Genomic DNA, 19837 nt, shown 5'->3' on the forward strand with positions numbered 1-19837 from the left:
TCTTTAATCTTTTCTTTTTAAATTTTCATAGCTGTAGGTTAATCCGTTTTTTTCATCGGTCATCGGGCCTTCCTGTTCTACCATATCCCAATCATCGTAATTGATATCAGGAAACCAGGTGTCGGCATTTCTAAAGGAGTGATGAATGTGTGTGATGAGGAGGTGGTTGGCCAGCGGCATGAACATTTTATATATTTCGCCGCCACCAATAACGAATAACCTGGATTCATTTTTACAAAGGCTAACAACTTCTTTTGCTGTTGTTGCCATTTCGCAGCCGGGAAGTTTAAGTTCTTTGTTTCGCGTGAGCACGATGTTTCGGCGGTTTGGAAGTGCGCCTTTGGGCAATGCCTCAAAGGTTTTGCGCCCCATAACAATGGCATGGCCGGTGGTTAGTCGTTTAAAACGTTTCAGGTCGCCGCTGATGTAAGCCAGCTGATCATGTTTAAATCCAATGGCCAGCTGTTCGTCGATGGCAACGATGATTGTAATTTTCATAGATGTTGTTTATACCGAGATGGCACCTTTGATATGCGGGTGCGGATTGTAGTTGGATAGTTCAAAGTCTTCGTATTGAAACGCGTCGATTGTTTTAACAGCCGGGTTAATGGTCATCGTGGGCAATGGCCTTGGTTCACGACTGATTTGCAGTTTTACCTGTTCAATATGGTTGGTGTAGATGTGCGCATCGCCCAGTGTATGTACAAAATCACCCGGTTTAAGACCCGTTACCTGCGCTACCATCATTGTGAGCAGCGCATATGACGCGATGTTAAAGGGAACTCCGAGAAAGATGTCGGCACTGCGCTGATAGAGCTGGCAGCTCAGCCTGCCGTTGGCTACATAAAACTGAAACAGGATGTGACATGGCGGCAATTGCATGTCGTCTATCTGCCCAACATTCCAGGCACTAACCAGATGACGGCGCGAATTGGGGTTGTGTTGTATTGAGTCGATGACCTGTTTTATCTGGTCGATATTACCTCCTTTGTAGTCGGGCCACGAACGCCATTGGTAACCATAAATTGGCCCCAGCTCCCCATCTTCTTTGGCCCATTCATTCCATATCTTTACCCCGTTATTCTGAAGGTAGGAAACATTGGTGCTCCCTTGCAGAAACCATAACAGTTCATAAATAATGGATTTTAAATGTACTTTTTTGGTCGTAACCAATGGGAAACCTTCTTCCAGGTTAAACCGCATCTGATGACCAAATACGCTGATGGTGCCCGTGCCTGTGCGGTCTTCCTTTTTAACGCCTTCCTTTAGCACTCGTTTTATGAGGTCGAGATATGCTTGCATGGATTCTGTCTTTTTTGTGAGAGGGTAAATTTAAACATTTTAAATATTATCAAGCAGTGCTATTATACTAATTCGTGCCTGCCTATAAAGTCAGGCGTTTGAATTGGAAAATTCAAATCCGGGGCTGCGAAGTCCAAAAAAAATATGAATCTATTGTGGTATATGACTTTTTTGAGCACTAGCATAATGCGGAAGCTGGATTTTTCTTGCCAGCACTATATCAGCCAATAAACGATAATGATAGTCTGTTAGTAGCGGAATACTATCACCAATGTTCCAAAATAAGACACTTGTGACAACTTGTTATATATATGCCACATATTTGAAGTATTAGGACAAAGTGTTTTTGTTTATTGAGCATATTTTTGTGAAGGTAGATAAAGTATTTTGTATGAATATTAAAAGGATGATAAATGAAATTAAAGTTTGTAAAACGATATCTGGCCGTTTCTTGTTTTTTAGTGGAAGACAAGCTGTTTAAATGGTTGACAACACATGTAATATTATGAGTTTGATTGCAAATCGATGATCTTAAGTCTTGTTAACAGACTTATTAGTTATTAAAGAACAAAATTATTTAACAGATCAAATTTTTATATATGGAAATGCACGGTTTATTTCGTTTGGCGAAAAATCATCTTCGTTACCTAATTGTCATTTTACTATTGTTGACAGTTAACTCCGGATACGCACAGGAAAATAGAAATGCGCTATCTGGTTTGACTATTGAGGGGCAGGTTATTGATGATGAGGGGATCTCTATTATAGGCGTTACGGTAATAGAAAAGGGAACGACTAATGGGACGATCACAGATGTGAATGGGAATTTTACACTTGTTACTAAGAGTAATGAACCTACATTACTTTTTTCGTTTATCGGGTTGGTAAGTCGCGAAATAAAAGTAACGGATAATAATAAGAAGCTCTATGTAAGGATGACCTCTAGTGCTATTAATATCGATGAAGTTGTTGTTGTAGGATATGGTGTTCAGGAAAAGGAGAGTTTGCTTTCGGCAATTGATCAGGTTAGTGGGGAGAATATTGAAAAAATTGGGGCATCAAATGTTTCAGCCGCATTAAGTGGCTTGTCTCCTGGTTTACTGTCAATGTCAACCAGCGGACAGCCTGGCGCTGACCAATCGGACCTCTACATCAGGGGGCGCTCTTCATTAAATGATGATAAGGCACTTGTTGTTGTTGATGGAATAAAAATAGAGGGTGGTTTTGAATATATGGATCCTGAAGAAATATCTTCGGTTAGTATATTGAAAGATGCAGCTGCAACTGCTGTTTATGGTGTTGAAGGTGCTAATGGTGTTGTTATTATTACAACCAAACGGGGTCATAAAGGAAAAGCCAGAGTCTCCGTTAATGCCGATTTTACACTGAAACAGCCCACCGAACCTCTTGATTTGCTGGGTTCCTACGACTCGCATTCTCTGTATAATGTTGCTGCCAAAAACGATAACCAATGGAGTAAATTAACGAGTGATGAAGCACTTCAGCATTACAAGGATCAGGATTTACCTTATATCTATCCTGATGTAAATTGGTACGACGAGACAGTGCGCTCCTTCGCATTTGCTTCAAGAAGTAATATAACGGTTTCAGGCGGAAGTGATTTGGTTAATTACTTTACAACGGTGGGGTATTCCTACGAAGGTGATGCTTTTAAAAAGGGCGATTTTGAGTTGCCTTACGATTCACAAAATTATTTTCATAAAGTAACTTATCGTACGAATCTTGATTTTCAAATTTCTCCTACAACAACGTTCAGCACCGATTTTGCAGGCCGTTTTGAGGAACAAAATGAAAGTGGTGATTTGGATGAGATCATGAATAATATGTTTGAGTATCCATCCTGGGCAACACCCACATATTATCCGTCTGACATTTTGGATTCATATCCTGATTCAAATCCTTTTGCGCCGGCGTATGGGCAAATCAGATATGCCGGTAATTCTGAATTTACAAATAGCGACAATCCGTATATGTCCTTATATGGAAATGGGGTCACTGCAATTAGGCGAAATGTATTAACCGCCAATTTCGTGTTAAAGCAAAAACTCGATTTTATTACTAAAGGATTATCGGTTTCAGGTCGGTACAATTTGTCTGCTAATTATGCCTATACTCAAGATGTTGATTATAGTGCTGAGCAGTATGTGTTGGCGCCTGACGGTTCGTGGTCGAATCTTAGCAACGATGAGGATATTCAACAAAAAGCGCAGTTAAGTAGTCAAGACGCAAAATCAAAAAGTGATCGTTATTATTATAATGTTCAATTTGATTATAAACGTTCTTTTGGAAGTCACCATGTTTCAGCTTTAGGGCTTTGGAGTAGAAGTAAAAGAGTTTCCGGCAGTAATTTTCCAGACTATAAAGAAGATTGGGTGGGACGTGCCACTTATAATTTCAGAAAAAAATATTTAATGGAATTAAGTGGGGCCTACAATGGTACCGATCGTTTCTTGCCGGGAAATCAATTTGGTTTTTTCCCTTCCGGATCCATAGGTTGGGATATAGCCAAAGAATCTTTTGTAAAAGACAAATTTGATTTTTTAAACCAGCTTAAGCTGCGTTATAGTATCGGACAATCGGGAAGTGAAGCTGGCTCTACCAAGAGAATGTATTTCGGCTCTTTTGTTTATGCCGATAAAGGCGATGATATTGATGGTACAAAAGCTGAAGGGTATGGAGATATGTACTTTGGTGAGTATTTTGGAGATCAGGGCGGCTATGTGAGAGAAGATGAGGTTGGAAACCCAAATGCAACCTGGGAAACTGCCACCAAACAAAATCTGGGCGTCGATTTTGCTCTGTTTAACAAGAGGATTAGTGGTAGTGTTGAGCTTTTTAACGAAAAACGTGAAAATATTTTTCTGGATCCATCTAATACCATTCCTCTTTATTATGGTTCAACGGCAACATTTAAAGATGCAAATATTGGAGAGGTTCAAAAACATGGTTACGAAATTTCACTTAATTATTCAGAAGCGCTTAAAAACGGAATAAGCTATTATGTTCGGCTAACTTACGGTTTTAACGAAAATAGGGTGGTTGTTGCCAGTGAACCTTCCGAAACGCCTGAATACCAATCGCAGGAAGAAAAACCCATTGGCACCAATCAAGTTTATATTACCGATGGTTATTTAAATAGTATAGATGAGGTTCTTAATTATGTGACGCCAAGTTTTGGTGGAACTCAATGGCAGCCCGGAGATTTGATGTATGTCGATTACAATGGTGATGGCATGATTGAGTCGGAAGGAGATAAAATCTATTATGGATCGCCAAAGCTTCCGCAAACACAATATGGAATAACCATTGGTGGGCAATACAAGAATTGGAGTGCCAAAATATTTGCCACTGGAGTTGGGTCCCGTAGCATTAATGGGAGTAGTTACCTGGTACCGTTTCGGAGTGAATTGGCTGTTGGTGCCAGAGACATCCATTCCGATTATTGGACGCCGGAGAACCTGGATGCTTCTTATCCTACACTTCATGCTATTAGCGATGGATATAGCCGAATTAATCAAGCCAGCACATTTCAACTATTGGATGCCTCGTATTTCAGAATTAAAAATGCTGAAATAGCTTATAGCTTTAATATCAAAAAAAATCGGTTTGGCGTTGATCAACTGAGATTGACGCTTTCGGGTTATAACCTTTTAACATTTTCAGATATTGATGTTGGTGATCCGGAATTATCAGGGCCTAATAATTACCCTATAATGAGACGGTATACATTGGGATTTAAATTAGACTTCTAAACAGTTTTCTGAAAACATAAAATGTTAATACAATGAGAAAGTATTTTATATTTATTTCACTTGTGGTGCTAATGTCAAGTTGTGAGGACTACCTGGATCAAAGGGAGATTACTGATTCTATTGATGAAACAGAGGTGTTTGGAAGTTATTACAATATGCGGCGTTATCTGGAAGATGGTTATACAAAATTGTATCTTGTTGATGCCACTGAAACCTTTTCTTCGGGTAAAAATCATACCCATGTTTCTCAATTTAGTGACGAAGGTTCAACAAACAGGGATCGGGTTCCTGAATTTAAAAGTGGCGCCTGGATGGAGTACTTTGGTTATAAGTATAATATTTTTGGAGACAATGGAAATGGTATAGTCGAGTTTACAGCACCCTACGTTTTGGGTTGGCAAGGTATACGAATTGCCAATAGAACAATTCAGGAAATTAATTCCCCCAAGGATATTACGCCTGAACAACAAGAGCAGTTGTTGGGTCAAGCTTATTTTATAAGAGCTATGTGCTATTTCCAAATGCTGGAACGTTTCGGCGGAATGCCTTATTTTACAGAACCTTTGGACCAAAATAGCTATTTGGGGTATGAACGGCTTTCTTATCAGGAAACAGCCGCCAAAATTGTAGAGGATTGTGAGCTTGCTTTTCAGTATTTGCCTTTGGAATGGGATTCTGATAATATCGGACGACCGGTTAAATCGGTTGCATTGGCTTTAAAATCGAGAGTTTTGCTTTATGCAGCCAGTAAAACGTATAATCCCGGTAATGATTTGACCAAATGGAAAGAGGCCGCAGAGGCTGCCGATCAACTTATCAAATTTATTGAAAATGAGGATCCGTACCATGAGTTAGTTGATGCTTCAAATGCTATCAATGCCAGGGTCAGTAGTGTAAACGATGCTGATTATGCCGAGCCTGAGATAGAAAGCATTATGGATTACAGAAAAATATTTCTTTATGTTACCAGAAGTCCTGAGACTTTATTTAGTGTATATAGAGAGAGCGTTCGTGCTTCAGGAGGAAACTCATGGAAACGTTATACAACCAATTTAACTTATTATAGTGGCAAGGCTTATTTGCACAACAATACGCTTACGACCAGTTTATCTCCAAACGAAAATTTTGTTGAAAAATATGAAACGGTAAACGGTCTTGCTATTACTGATGATCCGGATTATAACCCTCAAAATCCTTATATTAAGAGAGATCCGCGTTTTTATAATAGTATTATTTATAATGGCGTTAACTGGCCTATAGGATCAACCGATAATATTGTTGAATTATATGAAGTGGGATCCGATGGCACATCCGGAGATGAAAGAACCGAAACCAATACCCCATATCCTCATACAGGATATATGATGCGCAAGTATTGGGCAAAAGGCGGATCTTCATCTGTTGCTGACGGAGGTCCCCGAGAAGTGGAGCTTAATATTCCTTATTTTAGAGTTGCCGAAGCCTACCTAAACTATGCCGAAGCAGCGTTCGAAGCTTCTGGCAGAGGTAATATCAACGCCGCTTATTCCAGCGATGGAACAGGTGCTGCTTATACCGCACTCTCTGCGCTTAATAAGGTGCGAAACCGTGTAGGTATGCCTGATTTACATTCTATGTATCAAAATACGAACCGTTTTATGGATAGGGTGAGAAATGAACGTGGCATTGAATTTTGTTTTGAAGGCGGGCACCGTTGGTTTGATATTTTGCGTTGGCATATGTTGGACCAAATAACTAAAACATACGGTATTCATCTTACCTGGAATGATGATATAACGACCTATCCAACAGGTTATAGGTTCGAAAAATATGAGATTGAAACTCTTGAAAAAACCTTTACCGATAAAAATTATTTTTATCCGATTGATCCGGAGGAAGTATATCAATATCCTGAATTTGAGCAAAACCCGGGTTGGTAAATGTGATGTGGAAAAAAGTGTGGTTTAAATAAAAACGAACTCAAAACACCCTGTTATAAGATGAATAAAGATAGAATTATAGTATTAATGTTTCTAATATTTGCGGGATTTACGATGACGGTAAATGCCCAAAAGAAGCAGCAATTTGAATCTATAGATATATCCGGTCGTGTTTATAGTGACTTCGGAAAACCCTTAGCCGGAGTTTTAATTTTAAACAGTATGGGGAATGTTTCTGTTTCAGATTCAATCGGAGAATTTACTATTAAAACAAAAGTGTTCGATTATATTTCTTTCGAGTTTGAAGGGTATAAAAGAACAATTGTTGAAGTAGATGGTGGTACGGTTAAGGATAGTAAAGTGGTGATGCAACGCAATGGCTTTTTTAATCCTGCTGATGATGTTGATATTCCATTTGGTAAAATAAGCCCGAACAGTTCGACTGGTAGCGTAATTCGTATTTCTGGCGAACAGTTACAGAAACATCCCAGCGGACAGGTTTATGAAGCGCTTACCGGATTGATACCGGGTCTTCAGATAAAACAGACCGGTTCAAGACCAGGTTTGGAAACTTATAGCGTGCAATATCACGGAAATGATGTTATGGTTCTGGTGGATGGGTTGCCAATGACTCAGAATCTTAGTTTAATGGAAGTCGATGAGGTCGTATTTATGCGTGGGGCTTCTGCAACTGCTTTTATGGGGGAAATCGGGTCGGAAGGTTTGCTGCAATTTAAAACAAAGCGCGGTGTAGCAGGTCCACGAAAAATTACGGTACAGGCTGAAACTAATTATGGTTTTCCAACCTCAATGGCCGATATGCAGAATTCCTATAATTATGCGCAGTCTATTAACAATTCACTAATCAGTGATGGCTTGAATCCCTTTTACAGCCAGAATGATCTTGACGCTTATAAAAATCATAGCGATCCGGTAAAATATCCGGATGTCGATTATCAGGATTTGGTGTACCGGGATATGGTTACACGCCAACAATATACTGCTCAGATTACAGGAGGTACAAATAGTACAAAGTATTTTGCTAATTTCTCTTACAATGGAATGCAGGGTATGGAAAATTCATCGGACCGAAGAACCAGCGAGGATTTTAATTTCCGAACGAATCTTGATGTTCGCTTAACCGACTTTTTAGATATGGATTTGGGTTTGATGGGATCATACAATGATCAACATACGCCGCAGATTGGTAGTGGTACTTTAATGAGCAGTGTAACCTCTATTCCTCCAAATGCCTTCCCGGTTATGTTAGGCGACTCTATTTACATTACGTCTCAGCAATATGGCAGAAATTTAAAATATGAGATGGATGAAGCCGGATATATTGATCAAACGGATCGTGTTATGAGTATTAATTTAGGCTTAAATTTCGATTTGGATCAAATAACCAAGGGGCTCGCGTTGAATCTTCGGGGAGCAGGTGATGTGTGGAATCAATCGCAGATAGGTATTAATAACGATGGCGATGAATATGAATTGATTTTTGAACCCTTATATGGCGGCGCAGACACCATGATAATCAATCAAACAGCGTGGGCTGACCCTCAGCTGAGTGCCAGTAGTCTGGGTACTTCCGTTCGGAGACGTTATAATTTTTCAGGTTTGCTGTCGTATAACAAGGTTATCAACGACCATGCTATTGATGCCGGACTTCTCGCTTATTTGTACAGATATGATTTTGATGATGATAATATCGACCGGTTTGTTTCCAATAGCTTTAATCTGAGAACAAATTACACCTATAAGCAAAAATACGCAGCTGAAATTATCCTAAATTACGCCGGGACCAATAAGTTTAATGATGGAAACAATTATAAGTTATTCCCAACGATTGGGGCATCCTGGATTTTGAGCGAGGAAGGGTTTTTACATGAAAGTGCTACAATTGATTATCTGAAATTAAGGGGCTCCTGGGGCCAACAAGGTTATCTTTCATCTTTTAATAACTACTATTCCTTTTTGGACAATTGGCGGATTACCGACCTTACCAAATTAACCGGCGTTGGAAGTAGTACTTCAAGTACGGCAGTTACATATAAGTCGCAAACAGCTTCTAAAGGACTCGACTGGCCGGTGATTACAACTACCAATGTTGGTATGGATGCTGTTTTGTTTGGAAATTTACTGACCGTTCAAATGGATTATTTCCATACCACAAAATCAGATTTGATTGCTCGTGGCGTTATGCTTGATATGGCGGGCGGAAGCTCTTATTATGCCTATCGCAATCAAAATGCAGAGGATGGAGATGCCTTTGAATTGGGATTGGCTTATAATAACCTGATCGGTAATTTACGTTATAGCATTGGTGGAAATATTGGCTATTTTAAAGCTGTGAGAACCAAATATGCTGAACCAAATTATTCTAATATTGAGGATCTGAGAGAAGGTGATGCCACCGATGCCATTTATGGAATGGTTGATAACGGATTATTTGCGACAGATGCTGCGGCTCTGGCTGCAGACCAATATGTTGGCGATGTATTCAAGGATGATATCGCATATCAGGATGTGAATAACGATGGTATTGTCGATACCAAAGATATCAGAGTGATTGGTAATAGTGATCCGCGGATTAACTATGGAATTAATGTCATGCTTGCCTATAAAGCTTTTAGCTTATACTTAAATGGAGCTGGGTTTGCCGGATACGACATTAATTTAAATGGAAACAGCCAATATCAGATTTCCGGTTTCGATTCCCGTCCTGTTAGTATGTACGATGAGTTGCCCAATGGTAAATCGGCTCCCCGTTTAACGGTGCTTGGCAGCGATAACAATTATCGTACATCAACTTATTGGTTAGTTCCTGGTGATTTCTTCCGATTGGAAAATGCTGAATTGGCGTATAACGTTCCTGCAAAACTCACCAGCCGTTGGTTTATATCTTCAGCAAAAGTTTTTGTACGTGGCAAGAATATGTTCGTGATGTCTAAATTTGATAACAGTGATCCGGAGTTTGTTGACGGAGGTTATTCTGATTATCCATTGTTTAAAGAATTTTCATTAGGATTTAATTTGTCATTTTAGGTTTAATTCTAAAAATAATCAGTTGAAACGAGTCATTGGGAGTTTTTAATTTAGTAGTAACAGCTAATCTATTCAATTCTTTATGACCACTCAAAATAATTCAGAATTATGAAAACTAATTATATTAAAATTGTTTGTGCAAGCATTACAATATTAACACTTGCTGGGGGGTGTTCTGATGTCATTGATCCTCAATATGTAGGGTATGAGGAAGATGTGGATGTTTGGTCAAACAGTAAATATGCACATGGTGTTTTGGATAAGGTCTATGACTGGGTGAACGATAATGCATCTGATTTTTATGGCATAGAGGATGATTACTTATCAGATAACTCGGTGCAGAATAATGATGTAACCAGGTTTGCCACAGGCGGAGCAAGCGCATCCTATTATCCCATTGGTAAGTGGGAGTTTCATTACCGGAATATTGTTAATATAAACCAGTACCTCGCATATGGATTGGATATTCCTATCAAAATGGAAGATACCATTCCTTCAAATCGGGTAGAGGAAAAATTATACCGTTTTGGAGAAGCTCATTTTTTGAGAGCCTGGTCCGAGTCTGAATTGCTTAAACAATATGCAGGACCGGTTGATGCTGCAAAAACAAAAATGCTGGGGATCCCTCTTTTAAGGGATGTTTATAGCACTGATGAGATTACTGAAATACCACGATCTTCTTATCAGGCATGTGTCGATTCTATTTTGGCAGACCTTGATATTGCCATTGCCTATTGTCCGTTTTACTACGACGGAAGTAGTGTTCTTACCAGTGTTCAGTATAAAGGGAGGGCAACGCAACGGGCCGCCTTGGCCTTGAAATCCAGGGTACTCTTATTTGCTGCAAGTCCGGCCTACAATGCTACAAACGATGTTGAGAAATGGACGAGTGCTGCTTCTGCTGCCTATGATGCCATTATGATGGATGGCGGTTTATTGGATTTGGGCTCTTTAAGTGATGAGAACAACGAAGAGCATGTGGATGTGATCTGGAAAACGTTATTGTCAAAAAATAACGATATGGAAAATTCACACTTCCCGCCTTCTTACTACGGTTCTGGCCGTTGTAATCCTTCTCAGAGTTTAGTAGATGCTTTTCCAATGGCTGACGGAACGCCCATTGTTGACGATGCAAGTACCTATAATTTTACAAATCCATACGAAAATAGAGATGCTCGTTTTGAAAAGTTTATTGTTCATAATGGAGATCCTTTATACGGATATAAAACGATACAAACATATGTTGGCGGAGCTGATGCTAAAGGCGGACTGAGAAATGACGCCACCAGAACCGGATATTACATGCAACGTTTTACGGTTGATTGCGCAACCGATAGCGATCCCAGGGTCAAGGACGGGAAATCAAGTAGTGGATTTAAATTTGTTCGATTGTTGGACCGCGAAGAGGTGTATCTGAATTTTATTGAGGCTGCAAATGAAGCTGGAACTGATCCTCTGTTAGTTCTTCCAAATATGAATTTTTCTGCTTACGATGTATTCAGAAAAGTAAGGGCCAGAGGTGGCGATAATGCTTTGGATTACACCGACTCGCTTGCCGCAAATGGACTTTTAACCAAAGAGCTGTTTCGGGAAATAATAAAGAACGAACGACGTATTGAATTTTGCTTTAGAGGATTCCGCTATTGGGATTTGCGTCGTTGGCTGGAGCCTTTGGATGTTATCAATGCGGCGGTTACTGGGATGGAGATTATTCGTGATACATCGTTGGGTGTTGAATTATATGAATATAACGTGATAGACGTTGAGTCACGTCGTTACCTTCAAAACACTTATTATGGGCCGCTTCCGTATGACGAGGTCTCCAGATCAGAGGCTCTGGTTCAAAATTATGGATGGTAACCTGGTGATCAAAATTGAAAATCGATAAAATGAAATTTTATCAGTTGTGTTTTTTACGATCAAAACAAATTAAATGTTGTATTATGAAAAATTCGGTTATCTGCGTGGCAATAATAGCGCTGTTATCTTTATATTCTTGTGAAAAGTATGATGACTATTATGGTGATTATGAGTATTCAACTGCCTATTTTGCCAATAGCAGTATGGATAGAAGTGTCATTATTGACGAATACGATTATATTCAGGTTGGAGCGGTTCTCGGTGGAAAAATTGAGAATAATCGCGATGAATGGGTGAAATATGAATTAGTTGACTCATTGGTTACAAATGCGGGGTATGAGGTGCTACCGGCCGATCTTTATGATGTGGAAAATAATAAGCTTGACGGTGTGACAAATGTTATTACCATCCCTCAGGGTTCAATGTTAGGTTTGATGAAAATTAATCTGAAAGCTGAGTTTTTTTCAGATCCAAAGGCCATTTCGTCTACTTACGCGCTGGCATTCAGAATTGTGGATGCATCAACGGATAGTATTGGTAATGATGTAACCATTGTTACTTTTAAATATGTAAGTAATGCTGTCGGAATTTATGATCATAAAGGTATCGCGATTTCTGATGTTGATACATTATCTTATGGCAACGAAGCTGTTGAATTGACTACTAATACACCTGTTGGAACCAATAGTGTGAGAAGTGAATCGGTACTTATAGGATCAGGAAAACTGGTCTTTGATTTAACGATGGATGCCGATAACAATATTGCGTTTTCGAGTGGTGATGGAAGTACCATTGATATAACGCCTGTTGAAGACGGGTTTTTCGACAGAGAAAATGACCACAATATCTATTTGGATTATACTTTCGATTATAACGGAAATACCTATCACGCTCAGGATACTTTAGTTTTTGTGAAACGAGTTATTGATAATGTAATTCAGTGGGACACAACTTATTTTTAAGATGTTGTTTGTGTGTAAGTGTTTTATGGAAATTTAGCTTTCACGTATGAACTATAAAATATCAATAGTAGCGTTCTGTTTCATTTTGTTAGCACAACTGGTTGCAGCTCAAAATGAGACAGATGGAGAGAACGTGGTTGGTGATCATACAATGCTTAATGTAATTATGATTATGGCCGATGATCTGGGTTGGGGGGATGTTGGCTTTAATGGTAATACTAAAATTATTACCCCTCATCTCGATAAAATGAGTAATTCCGGAATCCGGTTTACTCAATTTTATGCCGCAGCTCCTCTGTGTAGCCCATCCAGAGCTGCTTGTCTTACTGGTCGTGATCCTTTTCGACAAGGTATTTATGCTGCCCATACCGGTGGATTACGTGTGGCTGAGACGACCATTGCCGAGATTCTACAAAAAAATGGATACGCTACCGGAATATTTGGTAAATGGCACCTTGGTTGGGTTGAACCCGATGCAATAGATAAACGGGGTTACTATTCTCCTCCATGGCATCATGGTTACGAGGAATGTTTTATCACCAAAAGTGCTGTTCCTACATGGAATCCAACCAAAACGCCGGAGGGTTGGAACGGTTTCGGCTCTACAAAAGACGGTTCGTGGGGTGGATCCCGGTATATTCATAACGGGGTGGTCGTAACTGAGAATCTTGATGGTGATGACAGTCGCATTGTTATGGATCGAACCATTCCTTTTATCGAAAAATCGGTGGAAAGCGGCAAGCCTTTTTTTGCTACTATTTGGTTTCATACACCGCACGAACCTGTAGTTGCCGGGCCTGAATATCTTGCAAAATATCCGGGATTACCTGAAGAGCAGAAGCATCTGTATGGGAGTATTACGGCCATGGATGAACAAATTGGCCGTTTGGTTTCATTTTTAGAACAAAACAATCTGCTTGAAAATACGGTGATATTCTTTTCCAGTGACAATGGCCCCGAAGGACCAATTACCAGGCGAGGGATCGCTTCTGCTGGGCCTTTTAAAGGAACTAAGCACGAGGTGTGGGAAGGCGGCATCAGGGTGCCTTCATTAATGATGTGGAAAGGTCATTTGAATAGTGGCGAGTGTAATGCTGCTGTTTGTAATGTGGATTATTTGCCTACCATTCTGGATATATTAGATTTTAAACAAACAAAGAAACTACCTATTGACGGCGAGAGTTTCCTGCCTGTTCTTGAAGGAAAGAAGTTGAAACGTGAGAATGCATTAGCTTTTGGTTATAAACGATTATATAAGAAAACTGAAAAGTATGCGCTTATCAATGGCGATTATAAATTGGTTATTCCAAAAATGGGAGCTAACTCTTTTTTGTTTAATCTGGAAGTGGATTCTTGTGAGCAAAACGATCTGTCTGAACACGAAGCGCAATTGAAAAATGCTATGTTGGATCAATTGAATAGTATCATTGAGTCGTGGCAGAATAGTGATGATGGAAAAGATTATACATGGTAGTTCTGAATGTGCGTCTTCGTTTAAATTGAAAATTTAAAGAATAATTGGTGCAGCTATTCAGTCAGTATTAAAATGAAACCAGCCATTGACGTATTCCTTTGCACAAACCAATTTCTTTGGTGGATTTCATCGGATACCTATAAGGCACAAATAATTTTAATGAGATGAGAAAAATTCCTTTTTTAGTATTTATAGCTTTTTTGTTGGGTTATTTTCCATTTGTTTCATGCGACAAGGATTCTGATGATATTAACATCGTAGACGAGCCTGATTCAATTCCTGATGACTCGGCGTCCGAGGTTGTTGGAGTTTATATTGAGACACAGGAAGATTTCGATAAATTTAATAATCTATCATATTTACCTGGTGCAAATATATTTTTTGCCGCGGGCAAGTCTTTTAACGGACAATTTGCGCCCAAAGGGTCTGGTACCGCAACTGAACCAATTACTGTGACGGCATATGATCCTGAGACTAAAGAAATTTATTGGGATGATATTGACAACAAGCCGATCATAAACGGGCATGGAACGGTCAATTCTGTTTTTTATCTCTACAATGAAGATAACTGGATAATAAGTAATCTGGAAGTTACAAATACGGATGGAAGTGACGATGATCAGGGTGATTTGAGAGGAATATACGTCGTACAGGAGAATGTGGGTGATGCTGAAAATATTACGATCCGGAATTGTTACGTACACGATGTGAATGGAAAGGTTGAAGGCAAACAAAGGGGTGGTATTCATGTTCGGGTACTTGGAAAATCTATTCCCACAAGAATTAATAATGTACTTATTGAGAACAATGTAGTTAGCATGATAGGAGGTGTGGGAATTGGTAATACTTCGAGTTGGGGAGGTGTCAAGGATGAAGACTATTATCCTTGGGAGAATTATGTTTTGCGCAACAATCGTGTTGAATATACCGGACGTAATGGTATTATTATAAGAGATGGCATCGATCCTCTGGCTGAGTATAATGTTATTGCTTATTCAAGTCGCTATAGTACAGGACATAATATCTTTAATTTTAACACTCTTGGTTGCATCATGCAATACAATGAAGCCTATGGAAATACAGGTGATATTGACGATCATGATCGGGGTGGATTTGATGCCGATTATAATAATGAAAATACCATCATACAATACAATTACAGTCACGACAATCATTGGTTTTGTGGCATTATGTGCAAGTATAATAAAGGTGTAACCATTCGCTATAATCTAAGCATTAATGAAAAACTGGGAGCTTATGAATACGGCTTTCCCGACGATAACGAAATGGAGGATTTGTTGATTCATAACAATACCCATTATTTTGGAAGCGACATTTATCAGGCCGTTCCTTTTGTCAGCCCATCAAAGGTCCGCACGCCAAGAAACACCTCTATGTACAACAATATTTTTTACTTCGAAAATCCTACAAATTGGGGACTGATACCCGATAATACATGCGATGTAAGCTACAATGCCTATTATAATATTGCCGGTTTTGGAACTTACAGTTTGAGTGCGGATCCTTTATTTGTTGATCAGGGTAATGCTCCTTTTGATGTCGATATGACCGATCCCGACCGGCTTTCGGGGTACCGTTTAATGGCGAATTCTCCATGTATTGATGCCGGTATGGTCATTGAAGATAATGGCGGATTCGATTTTTGGGGTAACCCGGTTAACGATGGGAAACCTGATATTGGGGCTTTTGAAATGCAAAATTAAGGATGAAACGAGCATGAGAGTAATCTCTCACACAGGTGAATGATTAATTCCGGTGAGATCCATGTGATCTTAACAAACAAATTATAAACACATGAAAATGTCTGATAACAATTCTTTTTTTTATAAAGGTTTATTCTTTGTTCTGTTGATATTCATGTTTGCCTGTAATCTGGCTAAGGACAATGAAGTTGCCCGGGTGAACCATTTCCCGATTTCAAATGACGAGCTAAAGTTTTGGATGCTCCTTCAAAGAGCAGAGGTGTACAATTATTTTTATGAAAAATATGGCGTTGATGATAGTGACGTTTTTTGGAAGCAGAAAATTAACGGCGAATCGCCTTTGGAGATGCTTAAGAATCTTGCTTTGAAGAAAGCTGTGCGTTGCAAAATACAGCAAATCCTGGCTTTAAATAAAGGGGTGGTTCAACAAATCTATTTTGACTCTATTATGTCAAAAATGAAAGTTGAAAACCAAAGAAGAAGAACAAAAGTTGAAAATGGGGAGGTGGTTTATGGTTCTTTGAAATTTACGAATAGAACTTTTTTTGCTTATGAGTTTGATAAAATGCTGATAAAATTAAAAAGTGAACTTTTAAAGGAGGAACTGAGACCTACGGAAAAGGATTTGAGATTATTGGCTAATGATAAAGATTATTCGTTGGAGGATAATTATGGTTTCTATCAGATGCAGTATGTTGAAAAGAATTACGAAAAATTCATCGATGGGTTGGTTGAGGTTGCCGAAGTTGAGATTAATAATAAGAACTGGAATGCTGTTGATGCCGATTTTAACTAGTGTCAGCAATAATGCGCCATTTTCCCTATACTCTCGTTTCCAAAACAGTCATTTACAACAGTAACCCGCATTTTCAGGGCTGCGCAAGCCTTGAATTTATTTTTTTAGTTGAAAATTATGATTTTAATGGCAGGCACTAATTAATACCTATTCTATATGTCTTGATGTAGCTGTTGCAAACAGTTTGCCTGTCTTTAAAATTTTAAAATATTAAAACAAAATGAAAGCAAAGCTTTATAGTTTGATTGTAATGTGTTTTTGCACTCTCAATGCGATGGGGCTCGATCCCGGTTATCATATTCAACTTGATTTTTCAGATGGATCAAGTGATAATATCTCTGGGTGGACTACCAATGTTAGGTCTGAACACCCAAAAGGAGGCGTGCAAGTTATTAGTGGCCTGTATGCCCGGTTTAGAAATGGTGTGGCAGCCATGAAATCAAATTCTGCTTTCGCCTATGCAGGAACTTTGTCTTTTGTTTTAAAGCCGGATTCTTATGGCACTAATAATCCCTCCTTTAAAGTATATATTTCAACCGATGGAGCAGATTGGGATACTGGATGGACTCAGGTGTTTGAGATAAGTTACGATCAATTGCCAGGTGAAGGGGAGACTTTTAATGTGGACATTAATAGTGGAAGCACCGCCGTTTACATTAAACTGGAGAGCGTAAATGATGATGTTGATGACTCGGGTACGGAGTATTCATTTCAGATAGATGATCTTGAGCTGTCGGATGAGACGCCTGTTTCAGCTGATAATGTGGAAGTAGATGCCTTTGTGGCAAGTTGTATGTCGGTTTCGAGCGAAGCACTTCTTTTTGAAGAGGGAGCTGATAATGTTTATACTGCCCATGATTCTATTGGATTTGATGCTGATTTTAGTCTGCAATGTTTCCCGGTATCTCCTAAAGCAAGCGTTGAGGTTGTAAAAATGGCAAATCCTTATCCGGGGACGAGTGATACGGCTGTGTTTAAAATTACAGCCGAAGATAATGTTAACACTGCCTTGGTGAAGGCCATTGTGGCTCGCTCTGTCTATCAGGCAAAGTTTGGGTTTGTTTCTTCTATCGATGGCAAGACAAGCGAGTTTGACGGTTGGACTTTTGGTGGTAGTCGTTTCCCCTCAGGCAGTAAAGGGAATGGTGGTGCCTATCCGGGTGAAAAGGCCATGCGCCTCTACGAAAGTTCTGGAAGCATTACTTCGCCTATGTTTTCGGGGGTTAGCACGCTGAGCTTTGTCGCCAAATTCTCGAAGACCGATGGCGAAGCTTTAAAGATACAGAAAAGCTACGATGGTATTAATTTTACCGATGTTATTACTTATACGCCTGATGAGGGGCCGATTCCTGCTTACACCTCTGAAAGTGTAAATGATCCTCTATCTGAAACACAAACCGTTTCAATTAACGATAGAAATGTGTACATAAAATTTTTGTATGTCAATGGCGATTCAAAGAGTTCCCGCACTATGATCGATGACATTGCCTGTAAGGCTCTGTATGATCCTGATGAAACCTATGAAGCGGTATTTACGGTTACAGATTTTTATAACAATGTAGTGGCGGGAGCACAAGTTACACTTGGTGATGAGCAGCTGGTAACTGATAGTCAGGGTGAAGTCATATTTACTGATTTGTCTTTTCAAATGGAATCTTTGCCTTTTAAGGTTTCTAAAGGTGATTTTCTTGATAGGTTGGGTTCTGTTTTGGTTAAAAATGACATCAGCAAGAAAGTGGTGCTTACCAGTGAGGAGTTGGATATTTTCCTTGCCCTTGGTCAATCGAATATGGCAGGCAGGGCCGATATTGGCGATAACACCGACACTCTTAATGGAGCGTATTTGTTGAATAGTGAGGATGTGTGGACACCTGCCGTCAATCCGATGAATATTTTTTCAAATATCCGTAAAAGTCCTGAAGATCAAAAGCTCGGACCGTCCTGGTCTTTTGTTAAAACGATTTCGAAATATGTTGAGAATCCTGTTTGCATTATAACCAATGCCAGGGGAGGAACTTCAATTACAGCTTTCGCGAAAGGTGGAACGTATTATGAGCCGTTGATGACGCGCATATCCAAGGCCAATGATTTTGGAACTGTTAAAGGGGCTATCTGGCATCAGGGTGAATCGAACAGTAATAATTTTGGTTCCTATCTTGAACTGCTTAATTCATTGGTTGGCGATATGAGAGAAGCGGTGAATAACGATTTTTATTTCGTTGCCGGACAGTTAGGTGGGTGGTATTCAAAATACGAATCTTTTAATACGAATTTAACCAATATTCAAAGTGTCATAAGTAATTCTGATTATGTTGTTAATGACAGATTATGGCATATTGGTGATTCAACACATTTTAACACCTCTTCTCAGCTTTTACTTGGCGCCAGGTATGCTCAAAAAGTATTGGAAAAAGTTTACGATTTACAAATTGGTGTTTATGAGTTTTCCTTTTCTGACGAGCTGTTCCTGACCAATGGAAATGATACCATTCGATCGGGTAACAGAATTATTTATACAACACTTTGGAGCGATGAATTGACATTTGAAGTTCATGCCAGCGATGGTGAAGTGTTTCAAAGTTTAATGATAAATGGAACCGAAATAAGCAATGTGGACGGAATGTTAAGTTATAAAATTGATCCGGCTTCGAGGGATTCTGTTTTCAATATTGATGTAACGCTTAAAGGTGAGGCATCTCCTGTGAAAATATTATCCGGCGACGAATTGTTTTTCTTCCCAAATCCGGCCTCAGGAAAAATCTTCTTTCGAGGTGGAGCTGATGATAATTACAACGTTTCTGTTTTTGATATGACAGGACGAGTGCTTTTGGAAGAATCCGGGAAACCGGAGTTAGAGATTAATTCTCTTAAGCCCGGGTATTATGTTTTGTATTTGAAATCAGGATCGCAGATGGTTTCAAAACAGCTGATTGTATATTGATGAGATTAAATTGTAACTATTTCTAAACTAAGTGTTTG

The 19837-nt window shown here is 39.2% G+C and carries 11 protein-coding genes; 9 read left to right on the forward strand and 2 right to left on the reverse strand.

Annotation, left to right across the window (positions count from 1 at the left end; translation table 11 throughout):
• Positions 1–3: 3 nt before the first annotated feature.
• Together ACT3CD_RS01360 and ACT3CD_RS01365 are read right to left on the reverse strand one after the other, a co-directional pair.
• Positions 4–498 carry a dihydrofolate reductase gene (locus ACT3CD_RS01360; protein ID WP_444642196.1) on the reverse strand — a complete coding sequence of 165 codons (495 nt, stop codon included), beginning with the start codon at positions 496–498 and terminating at the stop codon, positions 4–6.
• A gap of 9 nt (positions 499–507) precedes the next feature.
• Positions 508–1302: a thymidylate synthase gene (locus ACT3CD_RS01365; RefSeq protein WP_444642198.1), complete on the reverse strand. Its 795-nt coding sequence runs from the start codon at positions 1300–1302 to the stop codon at positions 508–510.
• A 599-nt stretch (positions 1303–1901) separates the two neighbouring features.
• Here ACT3CD_RS01365 and ACT3CD_RS01370 point away from each other — a divergent pair.
• The 9 genes from ACT3CD_RS01370 to ACT3CD_RS01410 all read left to right on the forward strand — a co-directional run bounded on the left by ACT3CD_RS01370 (position 1902) and on the right by ACT3CD_RS01410 (position 19799).
• Entirely contained in the window at positions 1902–5075 is a 3174-nt protein-coding gene (locus ACT3CD_RS01370) for a SusC/RagA family TonB-linked outer membrane protein (RefSeq protein WP_444642200.1), read from the forward strand.
• A gap of 32 nt (positions 5076–5107) precedes the next feature.
• Positions 5108–6994, forward strand: a complete 1887-nt coding sequence (locus ACT3CD_RS01375) for a RagB/SusD family nutrient uptake outer membrane protein (RefSeq protein WP_444642202.1) — start codon at positions 5108–5110, stop codon at positions 6992–6994.
• A gap of 60 nt (positions 6995–7054) precedes the next feature.
• On the forward strand, positions 7055–10042 hold the full coding sequence (locus ACT3CD_RS01380; RefSeq protein ID WP_444642203.1) for a SusC/RagA family TonB-linked outer membrane protein: 2988 nt from the start codon (positions 7055–7057) through the stop codon (positions 10040–10042).
• A 108-nt stretch (positions 10043–10150) separates the two neighbouring features.
• On the forward strand, positions 10151–11902 hold the full coding sequence (locus ACT3CD_RS01385) for a RagB/SusD family nutrient uptake outer membrane protein (RefSeq protein WP_444642205.1): 1752 nt from the start codon (positions 10151–10153) through the stop codon (positions 11900–11902).
• An 83-nt stretch (positions 11903–11985) separates the two neighbouring features.
• Complete coding sequence (locus ACT3CD_RS01390) at positions 11986–12864, forward strand: BT_3987 domain-containing protein (RefSeq protein ID WP_444642207.1); 879 nt, start codon at positions 11986–11988, stop codon at positions 12862–12864.
• 46 nt (positions 12865–12910) lie between these two features.
• A complete protein-coding gene (locus ACT3CD_RS01395; protein WP_444642209.1) occupies positions 12911–14338 on the forward strand; it encodes a sulfatase-like hydrolase/transferase in 1428 nt (475 codons plus the stop codon).
• Positions 14339–14502: 164 nt separating this feature from the next.
• Entirely contained in the window at positions 14503–16062 is a 1560-nt protein-coding gene (locus ACT3CD_RS01400) for a hypothetical protein (protein ID WP_444642211.1), read from the forward strand.
• 91 nt (positions 16063–16153) lie between these two features.
• Positions 16154–16858 (forward strand): hypothetical protein, encoded by a 705-nt coding sequence (locus ACT3CD_RS01405; RefSeq protein ID WP_444642213.1) that lies wholly within the window; start codon positions 16154–16156, stop codon positions 16856–16858.
• Between the two features lie 220 nt (positions 16859–17078).
• A complete protein-coding gene (locus tag ACT3CD_RS01410) occupies positions 17079–19799 on the forward strand; it encodes a sialate O-acetylesterase (protein ID WP_444642215.1) in 2721 nt (906 codons plus the stop codon).
• The last annotated feature ends 38 nt before the right edge of the window (positions 19800–19837 follow it).

It is taken from the genome of Geofilum sp. OHC36d9, assembly GCF_052400685.1.
Classification (GTDB): domain Bacteria; phylum Bacteroidota; class Bacteroidia; order Bacteroidales; family Marinilabiliaceae; genus CAZHHH01.

Bases quoted from the DNA above. Each gene is read 5' to 3' on its own strand.
- ACT3CD_RS01410 (WP_444642215.1), top strand. From the start codon at position 17,079: ATGAAAGCAAAGCTTTATAGTTTGATTGTAATGTGTTTTTGCACTCTC.
- ACT3CD_RS01370 (WP_444642200.1), top strand. From the start codon at position 1,902: ATGGAAATGCACGGTTTATTTCGTTTGGCGAAAAATCATCTTCGTTAC.
- ACT3CD_RS01395 (WP_444642209.1), top strand. From the start codon at position 12,911: ATGAACTATAAAATATCAATAGTAGCGTTCTGTTTCATTTTGTTAGCA.
- ACT3CD_RS01390 (WP_444642207.1), top strand. From the start codon at position 11,986: ATGAAAAATTCGGTTATCTGCGTGGCAATAATAGCGCTGTTATCTTTA.
- ACT3CD_RS01360 (WP_444642196.1), bottom strand. From the start codon at position 498: ATGAAAATTACAATCATCGTTGCCATCGACGAACAGCTGGCCATTGGA.
- ACT3CD_RS01405 (WP_444642213.1), top strand. From the start codon at position 16,154: ATGAAAATGTCTGATAACAATTCTTTTTTTTATAAAGGTTTATTCTTT.
- ACT3CD_RS01365 (WP_444642198.1), bottom strand. From the start codon at position 1,302: ATGCAAGCATATCTCGACCTCATAAAACGAGTGCTAAAGGAAGGCGTT.
- ACT3CD_RS01380 (WP_444642203.1), top strand. From the start codon at position 7,055: ATGAATAAAGATAGAATTATAGTATTAATGTTTCTAATATTTGCGGGA.
- ACT3CD_RS01375 (WP_444642202.1), top strand. From the start codon at position 5,108: ATGAGAAAGTATTTTATATTTATTTCACTTGTGGTGCTAATGTCAAGT.
- ACT3CD_RS01400 (WP_444642211.1), top strand. From the start codon at position 14,503: ATGAGAAAAATTCCTTTTTTAGTATTTATAGCTTTTTTGTTGGGTTAT.
- ACT3CD_RS01385 (WP_444642205.1), top strand. From the start codon at position 10,151: ATGAAAACTAATTATATTAAAATTGTTTGTGCAAGCATTACAATATTA.